The 11,643-nt window shown below is 62.1% G+C and carries 11 protein-coding genes; 8 read left to right on the forward strand and 3 right to left on the reverse strand.

From position 1 onward, the window contains the following. Positions 1-234 precede the first annotated feature (234 nt). Entirely contained in the window at positions 235-957 is a 723-nt protein-coding gene (locus ACLD9W_RS10885; protein WP_410842038.1) for a DUF4184 family protein, read from the reverse strand. A gap of 203 nt (positions 958-1,160) precedes the next feature. Then, positions 1,161-2,513 (reverse strand): exodeoxyribonuclease VII large subunit, encoded by a 1,353-nt coding sequence (gene xseA / locus ACLD9W_RS10890; RefSeq protein WP_410842039.1) that lies wholly within the window; start codon positions 2,511-2,513, stop codon positions 1,161-1,163. 131 nt (positions 2,514-2,644) lie between these two features. Here xseA and ACLD9W_RS10895 point away from each other — a divergent pair, with 131 nt between their 5' ends. From ACLD9W_RS10895 to ACLD9W_RS10920, 6 genes are all read left to right on the forward strand, one after another. Continuing rightward, positions 2,645-3,058, forward strand: coding sequence for a hypothetical protein (locus ACLD9W_RS10895; RefSeq protein ID WP_410842040.1), 414 nt, complete (start codon positions 2,645-2,647; stop codon positions 3,056-3,058). A 94-nt stretch (positions 3,059-3,152) separates the two neighbouring features. Next, a complete protein-coding gene (locus tag ACLD9W_RS10900; protein WP_410842041.1) occupies positions 3,153-3,566 on the forward strand; it encodes a hypothetical protein in 414 nt (137 codons plus the stop codon). Positions 3,567-3,714: 148 nt separating this feature from the next. Continuing rightward, positions 3,715-5,316 carry an FAD-dependent oxidoreductase gene (locus tag ACLD9W_RS10905; RefSeq protein ID WP_410842042.1) on the forward strand — a complete coding sequence of 534 codons (1,602 nt, stop codon included), beginning with the start codon at positions 3,715-3,717 and terminating at the stop codon, positions 5,314-5,316. A 117-nt stretch (positions 5,317-5,433) separates the two neighbouring features. Next, positions 5,434-5,718, forward strand: coding sequence for a hypothetical protein (locus ACLD9W_RS10910; protein ID WP_410842043.1), 285 nt, complete (start codon positions 5,434-5,436; stop codon positions 5,716-5,718). Between the two features lie 132 nt (positions 5,719-5,850). Continuing rightward, the gene (locus ACLD9W_RS10915) at positions 5,851-6,567 is read left to right on the forward strand and encodes an AzlC family ABC transporter permease (protein ID WP_410842044.1); all 717 of its coding nucleotides are present in this window, start codon (positions 5,851-5,853) and stop codon (positions 6,565-6,567) included. Beyond that, complete coding sequence (locus tag ACLD9W_RS10920; RefSeq protein ID WP_410842045.1) at positions 6,564-6,863, forward strand: AzlD family protein; 300 nt, start codon at positions 6,564-6,566, stop codon at positions 6,861-6,863. The genes ACLD9W_RS10915 and ACLD9W_RS10920 overlap by 4 nt, the downstream gene beginning before the upstream one ends. Positions 6,864-6,929: 66 nt before the next feature. Here ACLD9W_RS10920 and ACLD9W_RS10925 read toward each other — a convergent pair whose 3' ends face one another. Further along, on the reverse strand, positions 6,930-7,541 hold the full coding sequence (locus ACLD9W_RS10925) for a class I SAM-dependent methyltransferase (RefSeq protein ID WP_410842046.1): 612 nt from the start codon (positions 7,539-7,541) through the stop codon (positions 6,930-6,932). 198 nt (positions 7,542-7,739) lie between these two features. Between ACLD9W_RS10925 and ACLD9W_RS10930 the strand changes: the two genes are divergently transcribed. Next, positions 7,740-9,893, forward strand: a complete 2,154-nt coding sequence (locus tag ACLD9W_RS10930; protein ID WP_410842047.1) for a LysM peptidoglycan-binding domain-containing protein — start codon at positions 7,740-7,742, stop codon at positions 9,891-9,893. A 78-nt stretch (positions 9,894-9,971) separates the two neighbouring features. Further along, positions 9,972-11,348 carry a phosphomannomutase/phosphoglucomutase gene (locus ACLD9W_RS10935; protein WP_410842048.1) on the forward strand — a complete coding sequence of 459 codons (1,377 nt, stop codon included), beginning with the start codon at positions 9,972-9,974 and terminating at the stop codon, positions 11,346-11,348. The last annotated feature ends 295 nt before the right edge of the window (positions 11,349-11,643 follow it).

Genomic DNA, 11,643 nt, shown 5'->3' on the forward strand with positions numbered 1-11,643 from the left:
AAAGCGGCTAACAGGCTAAGTGTGCCTGTTGCCGCCTAAAAGGCGGCCCGGATGCCTGATAATCCGGTATCCGGGGAGGATTAAGGGGGTATTTGGGTAAAATCAGGAGTGATTTAGGGCGAAAACAGCCGAAAATCTTTGTTTAGGTTCCGGCTGTCGAAGGAAGGGCTTTTTTGCAAAGGTCTCAATAGATATAAAAACAACACACTTAACGATTGCCATAAAACCGCTGTTTCAGCCATTTTCCTTTCGGGCAATATGCCTCAGACACAATATCGAAAATGAAATCACTGCACAATCGATCAGGCGGATTATTTGTGTGGCGGCATGACCCAACGGCACGGGAGCAATGATTTGCCAGATGGAAAAGCCAAACAGCGATAGTATGGCGCAAAGAATCCAAAAACGGTATTTTTGTTCATTGGTTTGACGAGAGCGGTATGGCCGGCGGCGGGCTGTATGGAATACAAAGTACAGGCAGGTGGTTAGGCCTATTACACCGCCGCCGTATTGCAGCCATTTAAAGATTGGCAGAAACAATACGGTTTGTTGCAGCACGGGGAAATGCTGCACAAACCAGCCGGTGGAGTGGGTAAACGCATCAAGGAAAAGATGGGTGGTCATGCCGAATAAGGCACTCGGTATGAAGAGGGCGGCTTTGATTTTATGAAAATCTACATTTTCAGACAGCCTATAAGGGGCGGCATTAAGGCAATTTGGTAAAAAATTAGACAAAGTGTCCCACCACAGGGCAAGATAAAGCCAATAAACCGCGAAGCACAACGGCAGGTTCGGCCACAGCATATCGGCCAAACCATGTCCGCCGGATACGGCACGTCCATGCAGAAAATAGACGAAATCAGGAGAAAGGCTTCCGATGACCAATGCAGGGAAATGGCAATAACGGCAGCGTGAAAACGGCAAAACGGCAATCGGGTGGGCAAGGGTAAACGGCATATTTTGAAATCCGATGATGATGATGCGGAACCGCGATTTTGTCGAAGGAAGGGCTTTTTTGCAAAGGTATCGATGTAACGGAATGAATTTGTTCGAATTCGCCCGACGGCGCTTTCAGACGGCCTCTGCCGCGCCATACAAAAAGACCGTCTGAAAACGCCTTGTGCATTTTCAGACGGCCTTTTTGTGTGCCGCTACGGCAGTCAGGAAAAATCAAACAAATCGGGCTGCGCCGTTTCGCCGGTCACGCGCACGTCGGCCTCGCCCTCAGCAAAGGTGATGTGCAGCGTCTGCCCCTGTTTGAGCAGCGCGGCGTCGCGCACGACCTGGCCGCGGCCGTTTTTCACCACGGAAAAACCGCGTGCCAGAATGTGCTGCGGCGACACGGCCTCCAACAGCGCGGCCTGTTTTTCCAAACGCTGTTTTTTCGCCGCCGACAGCAGGGCGAAGTTGCGCGACAAGGCCGTCTGAAAAGCGTTCAGACGGCCTTTTGCCGCCGCCGTGTCAGGACGGGCGTGTTGCAGCAGCAGACTCTGCCGCGCCAGCGTTTCCCTTTGCAGGCGCAGATTGGCGCGCATGGCGGCGGACAGCCTTTGCGCGAGGACGGCGGTTTGGCCACGCTGCGCGTCGAGTTTCTGGCGCGGGTGGCGGATTTGGCGGGCAAACCAGTCGACGCGCTGGCTGGCGTCGTGGTAACGCTGCGTCAGCGCATCTTTCAGACGGCCTTCGGCCTGCGCCAGCTTGTGCAGCAGCTCGGCACGGTTGGGCGACACCAGCTCGGCGGCGGCGGTGGGCGTGGGCGCGCGCACGTCGGCGGCGAAGTCGGCGAGCGTGAAATCGGTTTCGTGGCCGACGCCGCTGACCACGGGAATGCGGCAGGCGGCAACGGCACGGACGACGGCTTCTTCGTTAAACGACCACAAATCCTCGATGCTGCCGCCGCCCCGGCAGACGATTAGCACGTCGCATTCGCCGCGCTCCGATGCCGCGTTCACAGCACGGGCAAGCTGCGCCGCGCTGTCCGCGCCCTGCACGGCGGCGGGATAAAGGATAACGGGAATGTCGGGCGCACGGCGGCGCAGGGTGGTGAGCACGTCGCGCAGGGCGGCGGCGGCGGGGCTGGTGACGATGCCGATGCGCTGCGGATGGGCGGGCAGCGGCCGCTTGTTTTCGGCGGCAAACAAACCTTCGGCCTGTAAGGCGGCTTTCAGTTTTTCGTAGGCTTCGTAGAGCCGCCCCAAGCCTTTGAGGCGCAAATCGTTCACCGTAATCTGAAATTCGCCGCGCGCCTCGTAAATGGAAATGCGGCCGCTCACTTCGACATGGTCGCCCTCTTTCAGGGCGGCAAACCGCTGCGACGTGCCCTTGAACATGGCGCAGCGCACTTGGGCGCGGCTGTCTTTGAGCGAGAAATAATAATGCCCGCTGGCGGCGCGGGTGAGGTTGGACACTTCGCCCGCCACCCACAGGCCGGAAAGATTGTCTTCCAGCAGCATTTTGGCGGCGGCGTTGAGTTCGGAAACGGACAGGGCGGCGGGCGCGAACAAATCGGACATAGCTTCGGGCGGCAGCAAAAGCGGCGGATTATACGGGAAAACGGCAGGCGGCTATAATGCGCGGCCTGCGCCGCCTGACCCCGGTTTTTCAGACGGCCTCATTATGTTTTTTCCCACGGAGAACAAGCACCATGAAACCCCGCCTTTCCGCCCTGCTCTGCGCCCTCGTCTGCCTGCCCGCCTTTGCCGCACCGCAGGAAAAAACCGTTTCCTCCGAATGCCACACCGTGATGCGCGATGCCGTGCTGCTGCAAAGCGCCTTCATCTTCTGCCCGCAAGAAGTGTCGGCGGCAGCGGGCGGCATGGGCAAGCTGGCAGACATCTACAAGCAGCTCGACGCGCCGGTGAGAGCCTGCGAGCAAAAATACGGCCGCCTGTCCGAGCAAAACGATATCGTCCGCAGCATCCCCGGCCTCATCGACCTCCTCGACACGGTGAAAATGGCCGACATGAAAGCGCCAAGCCCCGCCCTACAAAAAAAAGCCGCCGCCTACTGCGCCGCGCAGAATGCGGAAATCGCCCGCATCATCGGCCGACGCAAATAAGGGCGGAGGCCGTCTGAAATATGCGTTCAGAAACGTCATTCCCGCGAAGGCGGGAACGGCCTCATCCTGTTTTTTACCCAAGAGAACAAGCACCATGAAACCCCGCCTTGCCGCCCTGCTCTGCGCCCTCATCTGCCCGCCCGCCTTTGCCGCGCCGCAGGAAACAACCGTTTCCGCCGAATGCCGCGCCGTGATGCGCGATGCCGTGATGCTCAAAAGCGCGGAAACCTTCTGCTTTAAAGAAACCATGGCGGCAACGGGCGACTTAGGAAAACTGGTAGACATCTACAAGCGGCTCGACGCGCCGATGAAAGCCTGTGAGAAAAAATACGGCCGCCCGTCGCCGCAAAGCGTCATCGTCCGCAGCATTCCCGGCCTCGCCGACCTGCTCGGCATGGTTTGGACGGCCGACCTGAACGCGCCCACCGCCCCGCTGCACGCCAAAGCCGAAACCTACTGCGCCGCACAGAACGCGGAAATTGTCCGCGTTGTCGGCAAATACAAATAACAGAGGAGGCCGTCTGAAAGCCTGTTTTGCGCTTTCAGACAGCCTCCTTTATGCCGCTCCAAGCATTCAGGCCGTCTGAAAACGAAGTTTCAAAGAAGTTAAAACCGTTTTTCCAATATCTATTATCTGTCTTCCCGCACCCGAAACCATGCCTGTCTCCCGCCGCCAGTTTCTCGCTTCCGCCGCCGCCCTTGCTGCCGCTTCCGCCGCATCGTGGCAGACATGGCGGCATTTGAACCGCCTGCCGCCGGTCAGCGTCCGCCGCCCGGGTCTGCCGCCCGGCCACCTGCTGCGCGACGGCATGCTGGCGGAGGGCACGGACAGGCTGCCCTCACACCGCTGCGGCACGCTCATTCTCGGCAGCGGCGCGGCGGCGCTCTCGGCGCTGTGGTATCTCGTGCGAAACGGTCACCGCGACATCCTGCTGGCCGAAGGCTTGGAGCGCAACGGCAACAATGCGGGCTTTTACGACGCGGAGCTGGCCGCGCCGACGGGGGCGCACTATCTCGCCCTGCCCCCGCCCGAAAGCGCGTATGTCCGCCTGATGCTCGACGATCTCGGCATCATGCAAAACGGTGTGTTCAACGAAACGGATTTGGTATACGCGCCGCAGGAGCGGCTGTGGTATCGCGGCAAATGGCAGGAAAGTTTGCTGCCGCAGCAGGACGCCGACAGCCGCCGTTTTTTCGCCCTCACAGGCCGTCTGAAAACCGCGCGCAGCCGCGACGGACGCAAGATTTTCGCCATTCCCATCGCCCTGTCCTCGCAAGACGAAGAATGGCGGCGGCTCGACCGCCTGACCTTCGCGCAGTGGCTCGCACGCGAGGGCTACCGCTCCCCCTCCCTGCTCTGGTATCTCGACTACTGCTGCCGCGACGACTACGGCCGCGGCATCGCCGACGTGTCGGCCTTCGCCGGGCTGCACTATTTTTGCGCGCGCGGGGAACACGCCGACACCGTGCTGACCTGGCCCGACGGTTTGGCGCACGTTTCCGAAGCCCTGCGCCGCCATTGCGGGCTGCGTCCGCTCGCCGCGCCGCCGCAGGAAGACGAATGGCGTTTCGGCCGACCCGTCTCGTGGGATGCGTCCGCCATACGCATCGAAGAGCGGCAGGGGCGCGTATCCGTATGGCTGCGGCACAACCAAAGCGGCGAAACCCTATGCGCCGACGCCCACCGCGTTGTCTGCGCCATGCCGCTGTCGGTGGCGGCGCACATCGTGGCCGACGCGCCGCGCTACGGCCTGAGGCCGTCTGAAAGCGCGCCGTGGCTGGTGGGCAACTTCGTCCTCAACCGTTTCCCGCAAGAGCGCGGCGGCAGCAGTTTGGCATGGGACAACGTGGTATACGGTAGCCCGCATCTGGGCTACGTCGCCGCGGGTAACCAGCTGATCCGCGCCGCCAAGCCGCCGCGAACGGTGTTCACCTCCTACACCGCGCCCAACCACGACACGCCGCGCAACGTCCGCCGCCGCCTGCTCGACGCCGACGCCGACGAATTGCTGGCTTTGGCCGCCGCCGACCTCGCCGCCGTATACGGCAGCGGCTTCTGGCGCCATGTGGAGCGCATTTCCCTTACCGTGCGCGGCCACGGCATGGCCGTTCCCCGCCCGGGCTATCTCGACAACCCCATCCCCCGCAGCCGCCCGCCCCTCCTCTTCGCCCACAGCGACATGAGTGGCTATTCGGTATTCGAAGAAGCGGCCTATTGGGGCGCGGAGGCGGCCAAACGGATATTGGAGGCCGTCTGAAAGGGCAGAAGCCGTCTGAAAACACGGCTTCGACACAGTGAAAACAGAAAGGGAGTAGCCACGCGCCGCGTTTTAACGTAATCTCACGCTTTTTCCCCGTTTCCTAACGCAAACGCCATGCCCGTTTACAACCACGCCGCCGCCTACACAGCCTTTCAGGATTTCTACCGCGAAGAGCTCGAAAACAACCCACTCTACCACCACCTGGCCGAAGCGCTGAAAACCCCCGCCGCGCTGCCCGAAGCCGCCTACCGCGCCGCCGCGGCCGACCTGCACGAGTTCGAGCGCAAGTGTTTTCAGACGGCCTATGTCCGCCTGAACGCCCTCTCCGACGGCCACGCCGCCGACATCGTCAGCCCCAACGATTTTTTCTTCTTCCGCACGCAACTTGGCGGGGAATAAAGCACCGCACATTCCGAACAGGCTCTCAGGCCGTCTGAAACGCACCTGCCTTTTTCAGACGGCCTGATTTCAGACGTCCTGACGCCGCACCATCATCCCCCGCGCCCAAACAAACATACAGATTACAGATTTATGCAGACACCCACCCTCCCCTCCCCTGCACAGGAATTCCGGCGTGGCATCCGCGACTGCCTGCCCATCATCATCGGCATGCTGCCTTTTGCCCTGATTCTCGGTATACAGGGCGGGCAAAAAGGCATGAGCGTTATCGAAATGCCGCTGATGACCGGCCTGAACTTCGCCGGCGGCTCGGAATTCGCCACCGTCGGCCTGTGGGCAAAACCGCTGCCCGTCCTGCTGATTGTCGGCGTCACCTTTATGATCAACACGCGCCACATCCTGATGGGCGCGGCGCTCGCCCCCTATATCCGCCACCTGCCGATGAAAAAAGTGCTGCCCGCCCTCTTTCTAATGACCGACGAAAGCTGGGCGATGGCGATGGCCGACATCCGCAAGCGCAAAGACGCCGGGCTGCCGCTATTCAGCCTGCAATACTATCTGGGCGTGAGCCTGACACTGTATGTTGTGTGGGTGATTACCTCCGCCGTCGGCGCCGCCGTCGGCCCGGTTTTGGGCGACGTGGCCGCCTGGGGCTTCGGCATGGCCTTTCCCGCCGTGTTCCTCGTGCTGCTGCGCGGCATGTGGAAAGGCTGGCGCCCCGCTCTGCCGTGGCTCGCCAGCCTGATTGCCGCCGCCGCGGTCTACCGTACGACAAAAGGCGCGTGGTACGTTCCCGCCGGCACCGCCGCCGGCCTGCTGACGGCCTACTTCCAAGGGGAAGACGCATGATTTCCGCCGATTCCGTCCTCGTTATCCTCGGCATGCTGATGGCGACATACAGCACGCGCCTGATCGGTTTTTTCGCCCTGCGCAACCGCACGCTGGGTAAACGCGCCGCCAAAGTGATGGACGCCGCGCCCGGCTGCGTGCTGATCGCCGTGATCGCCCCCTACTTCGCCTCCGACAAACCGCACGAACTGATCGCCGTTGCTGTCACCGTCCTCGCCGCCAGCCGCCTGCCGATGCTGCCGACCGTGCTGATTGCCGTCGTCTCGGCGGGCATACTCGGCCACCTGATGGGCTGACCGCGCACACAAAAAGGCCGTCTGAAAGCTTCGTTTTCAGACGGCCTTTTGTATTTGAACCGCCGCTCACACGGCAAACACCGGCCTGCCGCCCGCAGGCACGCAAACATCCAACGGCCGCACGCCCACCGTGTGTTTCACACACACCGCCGCGTAAACCAGCGCCAAAACCGACAGCCCCGTTTCCGCATGGCACGGCGCATCCGCCAGCGGCCAGCAAACCAACCATTCCGTCGCCGCCGTCTCAAATCCCGCCTCTTCCAAAACCGCTTTCAGGCGGCCGAAAGGCAGCGTGCGGCCGCTGTTGGGAAACAGTTTCCCCTCGGCGCGGTAGAGCAGCCGCCACAGCGAATGCGGATTCAGCCCGCACAACACCAGCCGCCCGTCGCCCGCCAGCACGCGCCAGGCCTCGCGGGCAAACGCTTCGCAATCCCCGTTTTCAAAACCGTGCGGCACCAGCAGCAGATCCATACTCTCCGCCGCAAACGGCAGCGCAGCGAAATCCGCCATCACATCGCGGCCGACGCACGGCACGCCGTCGGTTTCCCATTGCGGCATCCCCAGCTGCAAGGCCGTCCGAAAAGGCCGCTCCCGCGCCATGCGTTCGAGAAAATCCCGCTCGCAGCACGCCGCATAACGCCCCACCGCGCCGCGTTCAAACCAATCCGTCCAATCCATCACGCACCCTCCTACCGGCGTCCGAAAAAAACGACAAACGCGTATTCTACCCGCAACACCCGCCCGCCGCACCATTGCGCAAAAATACGACGAACGGTCTAACACATTGAAAATTTTTACACTTGGCAAGCCTTGACGCATTCGTGTCTGTCAAGTTAGTATCCCGCGCTGTTCCAGCGTCCGCCGAAATCCAAGCACATGAAACCAATAAAAACCCTCGTTATTGCCGTTACGGGCATCTCCTTCGCCTCCGTCGCCTCCGGCCAAACCTACACCAAAAACCAAATCGGCATGGCGCTGATGCGCGGCAACACCGTCGCCCTCGACCACAAACAAGACAAAACCTTCGGCCACCGCAGCGTCTGGGCGCATCTGCGCAGCGACTTCCGCATGAACGAAGTCAACCCCGAACTGGTGCGCCGCCACGAAAGCAAATTCGCTTCCTCCGCCGCCTATTTCAACCGCACCATCGAACGCAGCCGCCCCTACATGTACCACATCAGCCAGGAAGTGGCCAAACGCAACATGCCGGCCGAAATCGCCCTGCTGCCCTTCATCGAAAGCGCGTTCGTCACCAAAGCCAAATCCACCGTCGGCGCCTCCGGCCTGTGGCAGTTCATGCCCGCCACCGGCCGCCACTACGGCCTTGAACAAACCCCGCTCTACGACGGCCGCCACGACGTTTACGCCGCCACCGACGCGGCGCTCAACTACCTCGAATACCTGCACGGCCTGTTCGGCGACTGGTCGCTCGCGCTGGCCGCCTACAACTGGGGCGAAGGCAACGTCGGCCGCGCCGTCAACCGCGCCCGCGCCCAAGGCTTGGAACCCGTTTACGAAAACCTGAAAATGCCCGCAGAAACGCGCAACTACGTCCCCAAACTGCTGGCCGTGCGCAACATCGTCAACAACCCCGAATACTTCGGCATCAGCTTCGCCGACATCGACAACAAACCCTTCTTCAAGGCCGTCGATATCGACCAGCCCATCGACCTGAACGCCGCCGTCCGCCTCTCGGGCATCAGCCAGGCCGAATTCGACGCCCTCAACCCCGCCTTCAAAACCCCCGTCTACATCCCAAAAATCGGCCGCAAGCTGCTGCTGCCCGCATCTGCCGCCGCCACTTTCGAGCGCAACTACAAAAAAGCCGACCGCGCCACCCTGCTCTCTTGGGACGTCTACACCCCCTACGCCGACACTGACATCTCCTCCATCGCCGCCGAAACCGGCATGAGCACCGCCGAAATCAAACGCCTCAACGGCCTGAGCAAAAACAACATCGCCGCCGGACGCAGCATCCTCGTGGCGAAAAACAACTTCAGCGGCAAAACAGGCGGCACGCCCCTCAACTTCGCCGCACTGGACACCGACACCAACCCCAACGACAACAAGCTGCAAACCGTGCCGCAGATGGGCACTGCCGCCGCAGTCGCCACCGCCCAGCCCAAGCTGATGCCCGCACCGCGAACCCTGCCCGAATCCGCGCCCGTTTTCACCCAAACCGCCCCACAGCCCACTGTTTCGGCCACACCCGTCTTCACGGCAGCGGCCAAACCCGCTCCCGCACCGGCTGCTCCTATCGATTTCACCCGCGCTGCCGCCCCCGCGCTGCCTGACGATCTGACCGTCAAAACAGAACCCACCGTTTCAGCCACACCCGTCTTCACGGCAGCGGACAAACCCGCTCCCGCACCGGCTGCTCCTATCGATTTCACCGGCGCTGGCACCCCCGCGCTGCCTGACGATCTGACCGTCAAAACAGAACCCGCAGCCCCGTCCGCCCCCGCCGTAGACACCACCGCCGTTCAGACGGCCTCAGCCGCCCCCGCGCCTGCCGAAGAAAGCGGCAACGCCGATCTGCTCATGAACTTCGTCCAAACTTCCGGCCTGCAACAGGCAGACAGCGCATCCGTGCAGACCGCCGAAGCCGAAGCGGCAGAACGCAGCCGTCAGGCCAAAGCCTCCGCCGAAGCCCGCGCCAAACAGAAACAGGCGGCCGAAGCCCGCGCCTTGGCCGCAGCCAGAACCGCCGCACCGGCCACCCACAAAGTCGCAGGCGGCGACACCCTGTTCAACATCGCCAAACGCTACGACATGAACGTGGCCGACCTCGTCGCCGCCAACAACATCAAAGGCAACACCATCCACCAAGGGCAGATACTCAAAGTGGTCGCCTCCAAAGGCAGAGCTGCCCCCGCTGCCGTCCGCCCCGTCTCCTACACCGTCCGCCAAGGCGACACCCTGGCCGAAATCGCCCGCCGCTTCAACGTCGATGTCAAAGACGTGCGCCGCTGGAACAAAAACAGCACCGTCATCCGACCCGGACAAAACATCAGACTCCAAGGCAGCTAAACTCGCCCTTCCGTTTCAAACGGCCTGCACGCAACAGGCCGTCTGAATGTTTTCCCCTTCCGCAAACAAGACAACGACATGGCACAAACCGCCCCCGAAATCTTCAAAGCCTACGACATCCGCGGCATCGTCGGCCAAACCCTCACCGAAAACACCGCCCGCCTGATCGGCCGCGCCATTGCCGCACGCGCCGCCGCACAGGGCATCGGCAGCATCGCCGTCGGCCGCGACGGCCGCCTCAGCGGCCCCGCGCTTGCCGCCGCACTCTGCCGCGGCCTGACCGAAAGCGGCATCCACGTCACCGACGTCGGCATGGTCGCCACCCCCATGCTCTACTTCGCCGCCGTAAGCGAATGCGGCGGCAGCGGCATCATGATTACCGGCAGCCATAACCCGCCCGACTACAACGGCTTCAAAATCATGCTCGGCGGCGAAACCCTCGCCGGAGAATCCATACAGCAACTGCGCGACACCATCGAAGAGAATGCCTTCGTCAGCGGCAGCGGCAGCATCCGCCAAACCGACACCGCAGCCGCCTACCAAAATGCCGTCACCTCCCACATCAAACTTGCCCGCCCGATGAAAATCGCCATCGACGCAGGCAACGGCGTTGCCGGCGCCTATGCGGGCAGCCTCTACCGCGCCCTCGGCTGCGAAGTGGAAGAACTCTTTTGCGACGTCGACGGCAGCTTCCCCAACCACCACCCCGACCCCGCCAAACCCGACAACCTGCGCGATTTGATTGCCGCCGTGCAAAACGGCAGCGCCGAAATCGGCCTCGCCTTCGACGGCGACGGCGACCGCCTCGGCGTCGTCACCAAAAGCGGCAACATCATCTACCCCGACCGCCAGCTCATGCTCTTCGCCCGCGACGTATTGCAGCGCAACCCGCAGGCCAAAATCATCTTCGACGTCAAATCCACCCGCCTGCTCGCCCCCTGGATACGGCAGTACGGCGGCGAACCCGTCATGGAAAAAACCGGCCACAGCTTCATCAAATCCGCCATGAAACGCAGCGGCGCCCTGTTGGCGGGCGAAATGAGCGGCCATACCTTCTTCAAAGAACGCTGGTACGGCTTCGACGACGGCATGTACGCCGGCGCCCGCCTGCTGGAAATCCTCTCCCGCAGTGCCGATCCCACCGCCGAACTCGACAGCCTGCCGCAGGCCGTGTCCACCCCCGAAATCAACATCGCCCTGCCCGCAGGCCGCAACGGCCACGATACCGTCGCCGAACTGGCCGCCGCCGCCCGCTTCGAAGGCGCAGAAGACATCGTCACCATCGACGGCCTGCGCGTCGAATACCCCGACGGCTTCGGCCTGATACGCGCCTCCAACACCACCCCCGTGCTGGTGCTGCGCTTCGAAGCCGACAACCGCGACGCCATCACCCGTATCCAAAACCAGTTCAAAACCGCCCTCGCCGCCCTACCCGACCTGGCCTGGCCGCTGTAAACCCCAGCCGCGGCAAGGCCGTCTGAAAAAACGCCCGACAACGTCGGGCGTTTTTTCAGACGGCCACTTTCAGACGGCACAGAAGTTTTCGGCTGCCGCACGGCCGTGCTGCCGTCCTGCTCCCTCCCCTACGCTCCAAGTGTACAGACCGGACACAAAGGTAACACCCGTACGAAGACATAGGTAACACTTCCCCGTCCCAACAGACGGAATCCTTACCATGCCTTGGAGAGAAACCACCGTGTCCCGAGAACGACAGGAATTTTTAACCCTAGCCCGACAACCCGACCGCAAC

The sequence above is a fragment of the Neisseria sp. WLZKY-1 genome, from assembly GCF_046546535.1.
Lineage (GTDB): Bacteria > Pseudomonadota > Gammaproteobacteria > Burkholderiales > Neisseriaceae > Neisseria.

Excerpts from the sequence above, each read along its gene's own strand:
- ACLD9W_RS10925 (WP_410842046.1), bottom strand. The coding sequence starts at position 7,541 with ATGGATTGGACGGATTGGTTTGAACGCGGCGCGGTGGGGCGTTATGCG.
- ACLD9W_RS10885 (WP_410842038.1), bottom strand. The coding sequence starts at position 957 with ATGCCGTTTACCCTTGCCCACCCGATTGCCGTTTTGCCGTTTTCACGC.
- ACLD9W_RS10920 (WP_410842045.1), top strand. The coding sequence starts at position 6,564 with ATGATTTCCGCCGATTCCGTCCTCGTTATCCTCGGCATGCTGATGGCG.
- ACLD9W_RS10905 (WP_410842042.1), top strand. The coding sequence starts at position 3,715 with ATGCCTGTCTCCCGCCGCCAGTTTCTCGCTTCCGCCGCCGCCCTTGCT.
- xseA (WP_410842039.1), bottom strand. The coding sequence starts at position 2,513 with ATGTCCGATTTGTTCGCGCCCGCCGCCCTGTCCGTTTCCGAACTCAAC.
- ACLD9W_RS10935 (WP_410842048.1), top strand. The coding sequence starts at position 9,972 with ATGGCACAAACCGCCCCCGAAATCTTCAAAGCCTACGACATCCGCGGC.
- ACLD9W_RS10900 (WP_410842041.1), top strand. The coding sequence starts at position 3,153 with ATGAAACCCCGCCTTGCCGCCCTGCTCTGCGCCCTCATCTGCCCGCCC.
- ACLD9W_RS10910 (WP_410842043.1), top strand. The coding sequence starts at position 5,434 with ATGCCCGTTTACAACCACGCCGCCGCCTACACAGCCTTTCAGGATTTC.
- ACLD9W_RS10895 (WP_410842040.1), top strand. The coding sequence starts at position 2,645 with ATGAAACCCCGCCTTTCCGCCCTGCTCTGCGCCCTCGTCTGCCTGCCC.
- ACLD9W_RS10915 (WP_410842044.1), top strand. The coding sequence starts at position 5,851 with ATGCAGACACCCACCCTCCCCTCCCCTGCACAGGAATTCCGGCGTGGC.
- ACLD9W_RS10930 (WP_410842047.1), top strand. The coding sequence starts at position 7,740 with ATGAAACCAATAAAAACCCTCGTTATTGCCGTTACGGGCATCTCCTTC.